Here is a 14,601-nt window from a genome sequence, read left to right as displayed (position 1 = left end):
GTGGGGAGTGGGGATTGGGGGAGCAGAGGTGCTAACTAATACTCAATGCCCAATGCCCATTGACAAATGACAAATGACAAATGACAAATAACAAATGACTATTAATAATTGAGTAGATCTGTGTTAGACATTAGGCAAATACGGGAAAATCCAAAATTAGTTCAGGAGCGGTTGAATACTCGTGGTGGAAACTACGATGTTCAACTGCTTATGGAGTTAGATACACAGCAACGCGAATTAGAAGCCAAGCGAAATCAACTCCAAGCACGCAGTAACGAAATTGCTAAGCTAATTCCTGAAAAAATCAAAGCTGGTAGCGACCCTAAAGGACCAGAAATCAAAGCACTGCGAGACGAAGGCGGTTCAATCAAAGCTGAACTTGGGACAATAGAACCCCAAGAAAAAGAACTGTCAGCCAAAATTAAAGAATATCTACTGGCAATACCCAACTTACCTAGCGACTCAACACCCGTTGGTAAGAATGAGGAAGAAAACATTGAAGTCCGTCGTTGGGGCGATGAATACCTTCCCAAAAACCAAAATATTCTTCCTCATTGGGAAATTGGCGAAAAGTTAGGAATTTTTAACACTGAGCGGGCTGTAAAAGTAGCACAAAGTCGCTTTATCACCTTAGTAGGCGCAGGTGCAGCACTGGAGAGAGCTTTAATTCAATTTATGCTCGATCGCCAGATAGCCGCAGGGTATGTAGAAATCATGCCTCCTATTTTGGTAAATAGCGATTCCATGACAGCTACAGGGCAATTGCCTAAATTTGCCGAAGAAAGCTTTAAGTGTCAAGCAGATGATTTGTGGCTGATTCCCACAGCAGAAGTCCCTGTCACCAATCTCTACCGTGGTGAAATTATTGATGGAGAACAATTGCCCATCTACCACTGTGCTTATACTCCCTGTTTTCGTCGAGAAGCAGGTAGCTACGGGCGCGATATGCGGGGATTAATTCGACTGCATCAATTTAATAAAGTTGAAATGGTAAAATTTGTCCATCCCAGTACCTCTAGTGATGAACTGGAAAAAATGGTGGAGAATGCCGAAGCTATTTTACAAGCGTTGCAGTTGCCATACCGAGTTTTATCCTTATGTACTGGAGATTTAGGGTTTCACTCTGCCAAAACCTATGACTTAGAGGTTTGGCTTCCTTCTTCTGCTAAGTACCGGGAAATTTCCAGTTGTTCAAACATCTTGGATTACCAAGCTCGACGGGGTGATATTCGCTTTAAAGAAAGCGGTAAGAAGGGAACTCAATTCGTTCACACCCTCAATGGTTCAGGATTGGCAGTAGGACGAACAATGGCAGCGATTTTGGAGAACTACCAACAAGAAGATGGAACGGTACGGATACCAGAAGCGCTACAGCCCTACTTGCGACGAGAGGTGTTAACCAGTGACCAGTGACCAGTGACCAGTGACCAGTGACCAACCACTAACTACTGTACGGGCGCGGCGACCTTGCGCCCCTACTAACCACTAACCACTTACAATGGAAAAGTATAGCTGAATCAGTTCATTCATTATTTATGTCATTTTTTGCGGCTTTAGCAGCGATCTCAGTCTTAGCTGTTTTAATCTTGGTACATGAGTTCGGACATTTTATTGCAGCAAGGTCTCAAGGGATTTACGTCAACCGTTTCTCTTTAGGCTTTGGTCCGGTTATTTGGAAATATCAAGGAGTGGAGACTGAATATGCTATCCGTGCCATTCCATTGGGTGGTTTTGTCGGTTTTCCTGACGACGATCCGGATAGCACCATTCCGCCTAACGATCCAAATTTGTTGCGTAACCGTCCGGTTTTAGATAGGGCGATTGTTATTAGTGCAGGAGTCATAGCCAATTTATTATTTGCCTACCTCCTCCTTGTGACTCAGGTTTGTGTTGTTGGTACAGCACAAGCAACTCAACCAGGGGTTTTAATCCAACAACTCGCACCAAACGTGAGTTCTGTGGCAGCAAAAGCTGGAATTCAGCCAAAAGATGTCATAATAGCAGCCGATAACAGAGAATTTGAAACGGCACTTCAAGAGATAGAGGCTTTAAGAAACATTATTAAAACTCATGCAGGACAGCCAATCCAATTAAAAATTGCTCGTGGCGACAAAACGTTATCTTTAACTGTTGTTCCTGAAGCAAATGCAAATGGGGATGGCACTGTTGGTGTAGAACTTTCTCCTAATGGTAAAGTTGAGCGTCGTCGCGTCAGCAATCCGATCAAAGCTTTGAGCATTGGTGCGGCTGAATTTCAGCGGATTGTCTCCATGACATTCCTGGGTTTTGGGCAACTCATTACGAACTTTCGGGAAACCGCAAATCAAGTTGCAGGTCCTGTGAAGATTGTAGAAATAGGGGCTAACATTGCTCAAAATGATGCAGGCAGTTTGTTTTTCTTTGGTGCTCTTATCAGTATTAACCTGGCTATCATCAATATATTGCCTTTACCAGCTTTAGATGGTGGACAACTCGCTTTTCTCCTAGTTGAAGGTTTGCGAGGTAAACCCTTACCCAGCCGCATTCAAGAAGGTGTTATGCAAACTGGTTTGGTGTTACTTTTGGGATTAGGTATTTTTCTTATTCTTAAAGAAACTACCCAATTGGAGTGGGTACAAAAGTTATTCCAGTGATTAGTACCCGCAAACGGTCATCAAAGAAGCAACGGGCAATAGAAATTCTCGTTCGCCTGAAGCGCCTCTATCCAGATGCTACCTGTTCTTTAAACTACGCAAGCCCAGTACAACTGCTTGTCGCTACTATTCTCTCCGCTCAATGTACTGATGAGCGAGTAAATCAAGTGACACCAGCATTATTTAGTAAGTTTCCTGATGCAGTAAGCTTAGCGAATGCTGACTTAGCAGAGTTGGAAAATTTAGTCCGTTCCACTGGGTTCTATCGCAATAAGGCAAAGAATATTAAATCCGCCTGCCAAATGATTGTTAGCGAATTTGGTTCTCAAGTGCCAAAGCGAATGGAGGAGTTACTAAAGCTTTCCGGTGTAGCTCGGAAGACGGCAAATGTCGTTCTCGCTCATGCTTATGGAATTCATGTTGGTGTAACAGTTGATACTCATGTCAAACGTCTCAGCCAACGCTTGGGTTTAACCGAACATTCCGACCCCATCCGCATTGAACGAGATTTGATGGGTCTATTACCTCAACCAGACTGGGAAAATTGGTCTATTCGGCTCATTTATCACGGTCGTGCCATTTGTAAAGCGCGATCGCCCGCCTGTGAGGCTTGTGAACTCTCTGACCTCTGCCCTTCTTCAAACAGTGACCAGTGACCAGTGACCAGTGACCAGCGATCAGCGATCGGTAAACATACTTGGTCATTGGTTCGGTCAATATAACTCGTAATTCGTAATTTTTGATACGATGATGAATTACGAGTTACACCAGTTTGAACAAAGAATGAAATAGATAGTTAGGTGAGAGTAAGTCTAGGTAAGGCTTCCTCAATCCAAAATCCAAAATCCAAAATCCAAAATCCAAAATTTATCCATTATTTATGTCATTATATAATGTGGATAATCTTGTCTAAAAAGTTAGCTACCAAATAATATGGCAAAGAAGAGCATGATTGAGCGCGAGAAAAAACGCGCTAAACTGGTACAAAAGTACGCTGCTAAGAGAGAAGCATTGCTGGAAGAATTCAAAGAGGCAGAATCTCCTCTAGACAAGCTGGAGATTCATCGGCAAATTCAACAACTTCCTCGCAATAGCGCCCCCACCCGCCACCGCAATCGCTGCTGGTTAACGGGTCGTCCTAGAGGTGTTTACCGTGATTTTGGGCTATCTCGGAACGTCCTACGGGAATGGGCACACGAAGGTCTTTTGCCTGGGGTGGTTAAGTCTAGCTGGTAGTGAGATTTTAGATTTTAGATTTTGGATTTTGGATTGTTCGGATAACGCTTAATTTTAAAAGTCTTCTTAGTTAAAAACTAAGCTCAATCTAAAATCTAAAATCCAAAATCCAAAATTCTATTGTCCGCAACACTTATCAATGCCCAAACTTTCCAAGAGTAAATCGCTGACGGCGTTAGCAATAGCAAACTCTCCGTAAAAACTTTTGGAAAAATCAAACGACTGCATTTCTGTAACAATGGCAATTACCAGAGAACCCAGATCGTTTTCCCCCTCCATTCGCTGGCGCACAAAAATCTGTGCAGCTCTTTGGGCAATTTTTTGATTCACTGCTTCTGGGATAAATTCTTCATCTAACCACCGATGCAAGCGCAGTTGCAACCACTCTCCCTCAAGTATGGGATTTTGAGCCGGTGGTAAAATGATAGGTGGGATTGATTCGTTCATATCTTTATCAGTCAAATCGGCATACTTAAAGTTAAGGTCACTGGTCACTGGTCACTGGTCACTGATTTATGTATGATATCGCCACTATTGTTCAAGGTTACGCTCAAGGCTATTTTCTCATGGCTGATGAGGATAATGGCTTGGGATGGTATGGAAGTCGCGATCGCACTCTCATTCCTCTAAATGACAGATTTCACTACCCCAAGTCCTTAAGGCGCGTGTTGAATCAAGAGCGTTTCAGCGTTGCAATTAACCGTGATTTCAAATCTGTTGTAGCAAGCTGCGCTGACAGGGAAACAACATGGATTTCGCCGGAGTTAAAAGAGATCTATTGGGAACTTTACCAAGCGGGATGGGCGTATAGTTTTGAAACTTGGCAAGGGGACGAACTAGCTGGAGGTATTTTGGGGATTGTTATTGGGGGTGCTTTTATTGGGGAGTCGATGTTTTATCACATTCCCGAAGGATCGAAAGTGGCGATGGTGAAGTTAGTAGAAAGATTGCGGGAAAGACAATTTGTACTATTTGATGCCCAAATGATGAATCCCCATTTGGAGAGGTTTGGGGCTTATCGAATCAATGATGATGAGTATCAGGTGTTACTTGAAAAAGCTTTGTTACAAAGGTGCTCTTTGGATAATTGACAAGTGGAATGAGAACGTCAAATAAAATCAACAAGAAAAATCAATTATGAAGCGAGAATTCAACGTAATTGTCGAGCGGGATGCAGATGGCTACTTTGTCGCTTCTGTCCCAAACCTTCCTGGGTGTCATACGCAAGCTAAATCCTTAGATGATCTTACGGAACGCATTCAAGAGGCGATCCAACTCTGTTTAGAATTTGAGGAAGAAGAGCAGGATTCATTGGATTTTGTGGCTATCCAACGAGTTTCGGTTGAAACAATTGGTCGTGGTTTACTTGCACAAATACTGCGCGATTGCCAGATAACTCGCGAGGAATTCAGGATGCTGTTATGATTTATACTCATCTCTCTTGCTTCTTGGATTAAATCTTGTTTTCCGTCACTAAAGTTAGACTTGTCCAATCCCCCTTTTCACTGTAGCTGCGAATCATCCGTTGACGCAAACCTGGTTGAATGAGCCAACCAACCTCAAGGAAAAACGGCTGACGCAGTGAGAGTTTGAGTGGAGACGTTGCTGATGCACCATCAGGTAAGAGCAAGACTTGTACCTGTTTTTGGGGATCTTGGTCAAAGTGGATGATAGAGTTTTTCACAGTAGCTGTTGAGGAGATCGTGCGCTCGCCAAAAGTTAAGCTTTGAACAAGTCGTCCATTCCCATCTAGCTGTAGTTGCATTTTTGTAGAAGAACTGTCAGGAGAACGCCAATCGGGATAAATTGTCACTGCTTCGCCCTGCCATTCTCCAAGTAGATCGTTCACAGTGAACGGAGGCTTTTGTGGTGGTTGAGTTCCTGCTAAGTGTTCTCTAATTAAGGTTAATGTATCTAACTGAAGGTTTTTATCAAACAACTGAACGAGACGCAAGCGTTGATTTTCATCAATCAAACCAAATTCTGCTCCAAATTCAGAAAATGGTGCTAGTTGAATTGAACCTTGGGAAAACGCCCCGTTATCAAAAAACAGTACACTTCGTGCAAGCGTGCTGTATTCTAAAACCTTTTCACTTCCCCCCAGACGGATTGTTTGACGCATTTTCTGGTTATTATCTAGCCCTTCTAGAGCAACTACACTTGGGGTATCTTCCAAAATTCCACCTAGAGGGGAGAGGCGAGTAAATGAGCCTTGCCATTCGCCTAGATTTTTTAGCAAAGCTGCCCATTGTGAGTGCATAGTTGAGCGATCAAAGAAAAGTGATAAATTAAGAATAAATCTTTAGTTCACCAAAAATCTAATTTTTAGCAAATCGCCATTTAACTCAGTAACAAAATACTGGGATTAATCAGGCTATAATGGAGTGAATCAGACATTCACTTCATTCATGTATATCACCCCCAACGAAGCTCAACAGCGCTACGGCTATCATCCTAAAACCTTAAGTAGATGGGCTATGGACGGAAAAATTCAAAGCATTAAATCCCCAGGGGGCATCGTCGTTACCTTGTTGAATCTGAGGAGAAAGTCGTTGCTGCAACTGATGATAGACTAAATCCGACAATTCAGAAAAAACTGTGCTAGACTAGTTGCACTGGAAGTACAAACAATGCGAGAGCGCAAAAAGAAAGCGAAAAACGAGATTCATAAGTTGTCAACTCAGATTGTTAACGTCGTCTTGATTGACGATGCAGTACGTAATGGGACAAATCAGACTTATTTATAATTCAGAACTAGACTACTTTGAAGTTCATTTTGTAGTGAACTTTGGCATCTATACAAAGTCTCCTGATTCAGAAAGAACACCCATTGGTATTGACAAAGGATACACGGAGGCTTTTATCGATTCGTCGGAGAAAGTTCATGGTGATGGACTAGGCACGTTATTAACGAAGAAATCAAATCGGATTACTGACAAGAACCGTAAACGCGGTAAGTTATTTGCTATCTTTCGTAAACTTGAAAAACACGACCCAGTTAAAGCGGCACGTATTCTGGAAAATAATCTATCTCGAAAAACCGAAAATAAACGTTATAGAAAAGACCAAGCTGCTATCTCTTCATTGCTCGGTACTGCATCAAAATCCCTGTTTGCTACAGGTAAGTTAAAAGTTTTTGCTGAAGACTTGACAGAACCGATTAAGAACAAACGTCAAGCAAAATCCTTGTCTCGCAAGTTAAATAGTTGGGTGAAAGGATACATGCGAGACAGTTTACAAAAATGGGCTGACTGGAGCGATTCGGTCATCACAGAGGTCAACGCTGCGTATACGTCACAAACTGATTCTGTCACCTTGACCCTTTTAGGGAAGCGTGTTGGAGACAGTTTTACCAGGCATACTGGGGTCGTTGTGCAGTCTGACTGCAACGCTGCTTTAGCTATCCTTCATCGAGGTACGGATAAGGATATAACTCCGTACATGGGAGCGAGTGAAGTGCAAGCAGTGTTATTGCGTCGTACTGCAATGTTTTTGAAGCTCGAAGGTAAGAGTTTAGAAGATGCAGTAAAGTTGGGCTGGCTCGATCCTAAGCATCTGTTGAATCCTGAGTTTCAATCATCTGGTAGGTGGGAGCCTACCAACGTCTAGAAAGAAAAGTGGAAAGCCTAAACCTTAGCTGTTATACCACTTCTCACTCAGACAACAATTCTGTTTTATACCGTTTAATAGCGATTTATCCTATTTTACGAGTCTCCCGAACAGCAAAGAGACTTCCCAATAATCCCACCACAGCACCAAAACTCAAGAGAATGAGGGGTAATAAGAGAGTTTGCAATACACTCAGTTGCAAACCATGGGTGAGAAACTGAATAAATTCGGGTTGGTTAACTAACCAACGACTGAGAAACTGTTGAAGACAGCTAATAAACCCCCAAGCGATCGCACCTCCAAGAATACCAAAAACGATTCCCTGTAGCACAAACGGCAAATAAATCCAAGCTGAAGTCGCCCCTACGAGTTGCATGATTTCAATTTCCCGCCGTCGTGCGATGACAATCAAGCGAATAGTTGTGGAAGTAACGGCAACTGCTGTCAACGTCAGGATAATGGTAAGAGTGAATGAAACCCAATTTAATCCTTGATGCAGCTGGGCAATGCGTTTCAATGCTTCATCTACATACTGCACCGCATCAACTCCCTGTAATTTCGCCAGTTGTGTCGCCAAAGTTGGGACAACAGAAGAGTTTTGCGCCTTCACTTTTAACTCATCAACTAAAGGATTATCGCCAAGCTGTTGAGTTGCACTATCAATATTAGAGATACCTAGTTCCTTAACTAACTTAGTCCAAGCTTGCTCTTTTGTAATCGTTTGAATACCCGCTACTTCTGGCATTTTGGCTACGAGTGGTGCGATCGTTTCTAAGCGCCCACTCGGTTCAAGGTAGACTGATACTTCCAGTTGACTCCCAAACTGATTGAGTAATTTTTCTAACTGCCAAGACGTTTGCAAGCTCATGCCGAATAAAAACAATAACACTGTGACGGTACTTACCGCCGCCCAGTTCATCCATCCGCCACGTCGCAAACCGAGAAAAGTCTCTTTAAGTAGGTAGTCAAATTTGGTAAAGAATTTAAACACGTCAAACCCTAATGTTTGTGCAAGGAGAAATAATGCATCTCTTATACTCGCAATTTGGGTGTTTTGCAAACAGAGGTCGCATACTTCGTCTTTGTTCGTCTTTGATAGATCTGTATGGCTATTACATCTTTATAATTGGTTTTACCCGGTACAGTGAAGGAACTGGAATTGTTAAGATGAGTTTAGACGCTGTTTGTTGCGGATCTGAACTTATAAAACCTATCTCAAGATAAGCGAGTTACAAAATCATGCCTATAGAAATTGCTGTTGAAAAGAAAAAGTTACAAAATCCACCATTAGAAATGCATTATTTGGGCGATCGCGTCCTCCGTCAACCTGCAAAGCGGATCTCCAAAGTCGATGAGGAACTGCGCCAACTGATACGCGAAATGTTACAAACCATGTACAGCAAAGATGGTATTGGTTTGGCTGCACCCCAAGTAGGAATCCACAAACAACTGATTGTGATGGACTGCGATCCAGAAAACCCAGCCAACCCCCCCTTGATATTAATTAACCCCACCATCAAAAAAGTTAGTCGCGATTTGTGTGTTGCCCAAGAGGGATGTTTGAGTATACCCGGAGTATACCTTGATGTGAAGCGTCCTCAAGTGGTAGAAATCTCCTACAAAGATGAAAACGGGCGTCCCCAGTCGTTAAAAGCCGGAGATTTACTCGGACGATGCATTCAGCATGAAATAGATCACCTTAACGGGGTAGTATTTGTAGACAGAGTAGAAAACTCTTTGGCTTTAACACAAGAGTTATCTAAGCATGGCTTTTCGCACCAGGCAGTAAAACCAGTAGCATAGGTGGGTTGATAGTGAACACAATAACTCCAAAAAGTGGTTTGTTTCTAGCAGGTTCTTGTATTGCAGCCATAGCGGCGGTTGGTTCAATTTTTGAACTCTCTTCCGGACAACCGGATTTAGGCACTCAAACGACTGCGATTATCTTGGCACTCAGCATTCCACTTACAGGATTATTTTTTGTTGCTGCAGTTAAGGATGCTAAAGCTAATATGAAATAGGCATCAGGTCTAAAAAAAGGAAAAAGAGAAAAGAAAATATAAATTGTTTTTCTTTTTTCTTTTACCTTTTACTTCCAGAATTTCTAAAAATTTACGACAGATTTTTGAAGTAGAAGTAGGGTGGGCTTTAGTCCATCTTATTTGTTGTTTGGTGAGTTTTGCCTTCATAGTTTATCTTTTATCCTTAATTCTTGTACCTTACAATACAATTTCCTTTTTATATAAAAAGTTATTATATTCACTAACAAAAGCTTTTGTGCCTTATTCAAACATAGGGTGTAGTGACAATTTCATAAATTTTATGAACAACACAGATATCAGTGAAGTGGGTAAACAGGTGAGCTTTGCCTACATTTTTTTCAACGGTTATGGATTTTTTCCATCAAAAGTTGTGGCTAATTGGTTGGGACTTCAATCTCTTCCAGATTGGGAACACGACACTATTTTGGATTTATTAGCTGTAGATAAAATTGCAGCTTGTGCCAAACTAGATAATGAATTTGCTCAAACATATTTAACTTTTTTCAAATTACGAGGAACCCATACAGAAAAATTTGCCACCAAGGGTTTTGGTCTCAATTTGGAGATACTAAAAACTGTACTGACTTGTCAAAAAGCGATCGCACCACCATATATTCCACTTTCTTGAAAATAGGGAGTGAGGAGTAGGGAGTAGGGAGTAGGATGTAGGGAAGAGGGATTTTCATACTTGGTTGTGGGCGCTTCGCGGAGGTATCTTGAAGGCTGAAGGCAAACAACTAACAACTAACAACTAACCACTAACAACCAACAACTAACAACTTAATCGGCGAACCATTCCCATGCCCATGGTGGTTTTGCGTCCTGCACCAGTAGAGAGCAAAATCAGCTAGGGCATTGATATGTTTAATCATGAGGGGATCGATTTGACCTAAAATCCGATAGTTAATTTCCCCCACACAGCCGATAAATTTACTGCGTGAGTCAACTGCTACTGCTGTACGAATGTTAAAGAAACTGGGGAAAATGAGTTCTGTGAGATTGGGTTCTAATGTAATACCGCTATATTTGTTCCAGCGTTGAAGCAAACTGTTAAAGACGCATTCTCTAGTTGGTAAAGCGGTATCAAAATGACCTTGGCGAAAGTTAGTGGGAGTACAAAAACTGAGGGCAATTTGACGCTGGCTATCGGAAGCTTGCTCGTACAATTGAGCGTAGGTTGTGGCATTTGCCCAAGGTTGTGTTGTGTGGGGAGTTCCAAGAATAGTGGTAATGTATAGGTCAGAGGAACCTAGATGCCAAGGATGAGTGGGGTTAAGATTGAGCCAAAGTTGGGTAAGTTGACCAAAAAGATTGTCGTCTAATAAAGATATGCGCCACCAACAACTTGTTCCGGTTGGTATGGGTTTTTGGTGTTCCCACTGCAACGTTGGGTCTGAAATTTTGTTTTTGTTACCGGAGTTGGCTTTGACTTGTAGGGGACTGATGGTGAAAGCTTTGTCAGCTGTGGAGTCATGAAGGCGATCGCCCAGTTCTCGATCTACGGAACTTACAAGGTTGAGAAACAGTGCGTGGAGATGTCTGCCGGTGAGAAATTGTGGTGGAATGGGAGACTGAGGAAGCAAGTGCAGAACTAGGCTGTGGGGCATAAAATTTTTCTCTCTATAAAATAATGATAGAGAGTTTCATGAAATCAAATCGCGTCTTACCGCTTCGGAAATGACGCGTCGCAGGTAACTCACTCTATCTTCTGGAGACAGCCCGTGTAATGCTTCATGCACATCTTGCGGGAGTCTAATACCTGTGACTTTCTTTGACAGAGGGATGCTATCTATCTCCCCGTAAGCTTGAAACTGCTTGCTGATAAATGCTTTTGTTTGAACCGGATTGGGATTGCCTTTTGACATACTCTCTGTGGATGCGATCACAACTCCATTATTATGGCACACATCCCAGTTAACCGCGATTGATAGCTTTTATTGTAATTTGGTCATTTCCTAAAAATTAGCATTGGGGGTTGTATCCCCTGTTAACAGGGAACAAAATTAAACTATGAGGGACAACAGAAAAATTGAACCCTCACAGGAGGCGATAAATTGACAGATCCAAATCAAAGGCGCAATGGGAGAGGTGAGGGTTGGATGCCCGTCTTCCGCATCTTCCAATTTCAGTTCAAACAACGTACCTGGGTTGAAATAGATCCCGTATCGGGACAAGAAACTCCAGTAGATAGAGAGGACATTTTGGATGATCTCGACATCCGAGGGGATGACGAAGAGGAAAACGGCGATCGCCAACGCTAATCCCTAAACCTCCAAGTAGCCCCCAACTAGCCCTTGGGGGCTTTCCTAATTGCAGTTTATCTCAGGAGCAGATATGGAGAAAATCATTTACCCTATTGAATATCGAGTTATTCAACGCAACATCACTCCAGAAAAGTCTTATTGGCACTTTCTTAAGGGAAAAGTATTTTATAATCCTTTAAATTTGCCAAGCGAAGGTGATATTGAATTCATGTTTGGTACAACAAAAAAGAAAGTTGCCATTGAGTTATTCCGAATCAATGGAGGTAAGCCAGGATATTATTTGGCAAACTTGTTAGAGCATAAATACTACTACTGCGGACTTGACTGGGGAGATGTGAGAAAAACTTTATTGGGTCTTGGAATTGGTCGAGAAGATCCTGTAGTGTAAGTTGATAGAAAACATATAGCGGTTTTCAATAGGGTGCAATATATTACAAGTATAAGTTTGCCGAATAGTCGCCTGAAATGCTTATTACTTCCTAAGTATACTCGCTATATGTTTTATCAGAATAGACAGTTTCAGCAAATTATTTCAGTAGTTTAAGTCCCTATTTTTTTTGTTTTTGTGAGAATCCGGATCGAGTCCAGGAAATATGGATTATAAACAGAGTCCACTCCACTCCTAACTCACAAATATTAAAATTTCAAGGGATGTGCATCATGTTGAACACCATTAAACGTAAAACACTGGCACTGTACTCAGACTTAGTTTATGAACTAACGCGTTGGAAGTATAAGAGAAATTGGCCAGTACTAGAAGAAAGAGATCGCTGGATTGTTGATACTCTTAAACGTGATGGCGTTTGCGTGACAACACTTGCAGATTTAGGCTTAAATTCAAGCTCGAAATTGCTCAAAGCTGCTTACAATCAGTTGTCTCGCATGGAAAAGCCAAATAATAACCATCTAGATGAAAAGTGGCCACAAATTTACACAGTTACAGGGTTACCAGAGTTCTCTGTTTGGGCAACAGAAAAAAGACTACTTAACATCATCGAAAATTATATAGGTCTTCCTATTACTTTTCATGGTGTACATTTACGTAAAGATTTTCCAAATGCCCATCAGTTTGGTACTTTGTTATGGCATAGCGATGCAGAAGATCGCCGTCTAATCAAGATTTTTGTTTACTTACATGATGTAGAGGAAAAACATGGGCCATTTCAATACATTCCGCGCTCTTTAACCTCTTTATTTAGTTGGCAATCTTACCGACTTTATTACGAACTTTGGAAGTCAAGCTATATGGGCATAGATGATAAAGATGTAGAAAAAGTCATTCCCAAATCAGCTTGGAAATCTTGTCCAGGTCTAGCAGGTACGATTGTTATTGTGGATACAAAAAATGTTTTACATCACGGTACAATACGCACACAAGAGCGCTCAACGCTATTCTTCTGTTACACCGCTAACCCTCCAGAGCGACCAGACCTTTGCACCCAATTTTGGGATGATACTTATCCCAGAGCCGAGTTACTTTTGTCAGAGGATTCAGTTACGCATCCAGCCACATCACTACTTAGTCACCACAAAACTCTAACCATCAATTAGCCGCAATTCCCCTACAACCTTGTATACATTGCGATCAGCACTACAAAATCTTTCGCTTTGCCCAGCACACTCACCGTCGTAATTCCATATCCAATAGACATCTCCGGAAAAAAATCGAGATGCGCTATGGCGCTTCTTTACAAGGATTTCAGGAACGCATAATTAATTTTTGGAAATGTCTAATTGCTGTGCATTTTTAATTGAAAGCTGAGGTGCGATCGCTATTTGCAATTTAGCCAGACGTTTCAATCCCGCAAGCGGGTTTCATTTAATTGAAAGATACCTAGGGTGCTGTTGGTAAGCCTCTAATATGTTATGTTTCAATCCCGCAAGCGGGTTTCATTTAATTGAAAGATGACGATCTTGAATATGATAATGTTCTTGAAAATGTTTCAATCCCGCAAGCGGGTTTCATTTAATTGAAAGCAGGAACACATACAAGCTGGACTCTTGAATATAAATGTTTCAATCCCGCAAGCGGGTTTCATTTAATTGAAAGCGAAGCACTACGGGCGTAGCTGCCAACCATGTTATGTTTCAATCCCGCAAGCGGGTTTCATTTAATTGAAAGCAGCGCGATCGCTCGCCAAGTCAATTGCTAATTGCTGGTTTCAATCCCGCAAGCGGGTTTCATTTAATTGAAAGCGCGGAGGTGTCCTCATAAGTGTTCCGGCTAAAGTGCTGTTTCAATCCCGCAAGCGGGTTTCATTTAATTGAAAGTTTAGCCAACGCTCATAAGTTCGTGGTGCCAATAAATGTTTCAATCCCGCAAGCGGGTTTCATTTAATTGAAAGTGCCAAGTTTACGAGCGTCTAAAATCCTCTTGTTTTGTCGTTTCAATCCCGCAAGCGGGTTTCATTTAATTGAAAGCGTTGGTTTCCACGCGCAATTGTAAGCATATGGCAATAGTTTCAATCCCGCAAGCGGGTTTCATTTAATTGAAAGATCGCAGTTTTCAACAATCCGTTTAATAGTCTCTTCGTTTCAATCCCGCAAGCGGGTTTCATTTAATTGAAAGTAGCATAGCCTCTTGTTTTTAACAAAATAGATATATGTTTCAATCCCGCAAGCGGGTTTCATTTAATTGAAAGTGGGGGAGCTTGAAAGCACGATTTTAAAGGAGTTTTGCGTGGCATTTTGGCAAACCTCTCTCGAAAGTCCATTTCAGGCTTCCATCGCTCGCTGTGTGTGTCTTCATAAAAAGCTAGAAATATTACGTTGTCAAGGTTCTGGCGTTTTGGCAGCACCCCCCGGTTTTTCGACCGC

At 41.9% G+C, this 14,601-nt stretch carries 17 protein-coding genes, 1 pseudogene and 1 CRISPR repeat array; of the genes and pseudogenes, 13 read left to right on the top strand and 5 right to left on the bottom strand.

Annotated features, from left to right (window positions below):
- Nucleotides 1–120 precede the first annotated feature (120 nt).
- The 4 genes from serS to rpsN all read left to right on the top strand — a co-directional run bounded on the left by serS (nt 121) and on the right by rpsN (nt 3,869).
- Nucleotides 121–1,413, top strand: coding sequence for a serine--tRNA ligase (gene serS / locus WA1_RS05190; protein ID WP_017743110.1), 1,293 nt, complete (start codon nt 121–123; stop codon nt 1,411–1,413).
- A 122-nt stretch (nt 1,414–1,535) separates the two neighbouring features.
- A complete protein-coding gene (gene rseP, locus WA1_RS05185; RefSeq protein ID WP_017743111.1) occupies nt 1,536–2,633 on the top strand; it encodes an RIP metalloprotease RseP in 1,098 nt (365 codons plus the stop codon).
- Nucleotides 2,609–3,289, top strand: a complete 681-nt coding sequence (nth, locus tag WA1_RS05180; RefSeq protein ID WP_017743112.1) for an endonuclease III — start codon at nt 2,609–2,611, stop codon at nt 3,287–3,289. The genes rseP and nth overlap by 25 nt, the downstream gene beginning before the upstream one ends.
- A 277-nt stretch (nt 3,290–3,566) precedes the next feature.
- Nucleotides 3,567–3,869 (top strand): 30S ribosomal protein S14, encoded by a 303-nt coding sequence (gene rpsN, locus WA1_RS05175; RefSeq protein ID WP_026134613.1) that lies wholly within the window; start codon nt 3,567–3,569, stop codon nt 3,867–3,869.
- A 117-nt stretch (nt 3,870–3,986) separates the two neighbouring features.
- On the opposite strand, the gene WA1_RS05170 is transcribed toward rpsN, so the two are convergent.
- Complete coding sequence (locus WA1_RS05170; protein ID WP_026134614.1) at nt 3,987–4,316, bottom strand: hypothetical protein; 330 nt, start codon at nt 4,314–4,316, stop codon at nt 3,987–3,989.
- A gap of 68 nt (nt 4,317–4,384) precedes the next feature.
- Between WA1_RS05170 and aat the strand changes: the two genes are divergently transcribed.
- Entirely contained in the window at nt 4,385–4,960 is a 576-nt protein-coding gene (gene aat, locus WA1_RS05165; RefSeq protein WP_017743115.1) for a leucyl/phenylalanyl-tRNA--protein transferase, read from the top strand.
- Nucleotides 4,961–5,006: 46 nt separating this feature from the next.
- Nucleotides 5,007–5,294 (top strand): type II toxin-antitoxin system HicB family antitoxin, encoded by a 288-nt coding sequence (locus WA1_RS05160; protein ID WP_017743116.1) that lies wholly within the window; start codon nt 5,007–5,009, stop codon nt 5,292–5,294.
- 28 nt (nt 5,295–5,322) lie between these two features.
- Here the strand turns inward: WA1_RS05160 and WA1_RS05155 are convergent, their stop codons facing one another.
- The gene (locus tag WA1_RS05155; protein WP_017743117.1) at nt 5,323–6,129 is read right to left on the bottom strand and encodes a DUF3598 family protein; all 807 of its coding nucleotides are present in this window, start codon (nt 6,127–6,129) and stop codon (nt 5,323–5,325) included.
- 461 nt (nt 6,130–6,590) lie between these two features.
- On the opposite strand from WA1_RS05155, the gene WA1_RS05150 reads away from it, so the two are divergent.
- A complete protein-coding gene (locus WA1_RS05150; RefSeq protein WP_017743118.1) occupies nt 6,591–7,478 on the top strand; it encodes a hypothetical protein in 888 nt (295 codons plus the stop codon).
- Between the two features lie 85 nt (nt 7,479–7,563).
- Here the strand turns inward: WA1_RS05150 and WA1_RS05145 are convergent, their stop codons facing one another.
- Nucleotides 7,564–8,469 carry a cell division protein FtsX gene (locus tag WA1_RS05145; protein ID WP_026134615.1) on the bottom strand — a complete coding sequence of 302 codons (906 nt, stop codon included), beginning with the start codon at nt 8,467–8,469 and terminating at the stop codon, nt 7,564–7,566.
- 248 nt (nt 8,470–8,717) lie between these two features.
- Here WA1_RS05145 and def point away from each other — a divergent pair, with 248 nt between their 5' ends.
- The 3 genes from def to WA1_RS05130 all read left to right on the top strand — a co-directional run bounded on the left by def (nt 8,718) and on the right by WA1_RS05130 (nt 10,148).
- Nucleotides 8,718–9,281: a peptide deformylase gene (gene def, locus WA1_RS05140; protein ID WP_017743120.1), complete on the top strand. Its 564-nt coding sequence runs from the start codon at nt 8,718–8,720 to the stop codon at nt 9,279–9,281.
- A gap of 11 nt (nt 9,282–9,292) precedes the next feature.
- Nucleotides 9,293–9,499, top strand: a complete 207-nt coding sequence (locus tag WA1_RS05135) for a hypothetical protein (protein WP_017743121.1) — start codon at nt 9,293–9,295, stop codon at nt 9,497–9,499.
- 301 nt (nt 9,500–9,800) lie between these two features.
- Nucleotides 9,801–10,148 carry a hypothetical protein gene (locus WA1_RS05130; protein WP_026134616.1) on the top strand — a complete coding sequence of 116 codons (348 nt, stop codon included), beginning with the start codon at nt 9,801–9,803 and terminating at the stop codon, nt 10,146–10,148.
- 144 nt (nt 10,149–10,292) lie between these two features.
- Here the strand turns inward: WA1_RS05130 and cas6 are convergent.
- Nucleotides 10,293–11,127, bottom strand: a pseudogene (gene cas6 / locus WA1_RS05125) (CRISPR-associated endoribonuclease Cas6).
- A 36-nt stretch (nt 11,128–11,163) separates the two neighbouring features.
- On the bottom strand, nt 11,164–11,406 hold the full coding sequence (locus WA1_RS05120; RefSeq protein WP_272819070.1) for a hypothetical protein: 243 nt from the start codon (nt 11,404–11,406) through the stop codon (nt 11,164–11,166).
- 168 nt (nt 11,407–11,574) lie between these two features.
- On the opposite strand from WA1_RS05120, the gene WA1_RS05115 reads away from it, so the two are divergent.
- From WA1_RS05115 to WA1_RS05105, 3 genes are all read left to right on the top strand, one after another.
- Nucleotides 11,575–11,781 (top strand): hypothetical protein, encoded by a 207-nt coding sequence (locus WA1_RS05115; RefSeq protein ID WP_017743124.1) that lies wholly within the window; start codon nt 11,575–11,577, stop codon nt 11,779–11,781.
- A 73-nt stretch (nt 11,782–11,854) separates the two neighbouring features.
- Nucleotides 11,855–12,172, top strand: a complete 318-nt coding sequence (locus tag WA1_RS05110; RefSeq protein WP_017743125.1) for a hypothetical protein — start codon at nt 11,855–11,857, stop codon at nt 12,170–12,172.
- A gap of 272 nt (nt 12,173–12,444) precedes the next feature.
- The gene (locus WA1_RS05105) at nt 12,445–13,335 is read left to right on the top strand and encodes a phytanoyl-CoA dioxygenase family protein (protein ID WP_017743126.1); all 891 of its coding nucleotides are present in this window, start codon (nt 12,445–12,447) and stop codon (nt 13,333–13,335) included.
- A gap of 242 nt (nt 13,336–13,577) precedes the next feature.
- A CRISPR array of direct repeats spans nt 13,578–14,426; the repeat unit is 37 nt; unit sequence GTTTCAATCCCGCAAGCGGGTTTCATTTAATTGAAAG.
- Between the last annotated feature and the right edge of the window lie 175 nt (nt 14,427–14,601).

Source organism: Scytonema hofmannii PCC 7110, from assembly GCF_000346485.2.
GTDB classification, from domain to species: Bacteria; Cyanobacteriota; Cyanobacteriia; order Cyanobacteriales; family Nostocaceae; genus Scytonema; species Scytonema hofmannii.
The sequence above is the reverse complement of the archived record's forward strand: the minus strand, read 5'-3'. Positions and strand labels throughout refer to the sequence as shown.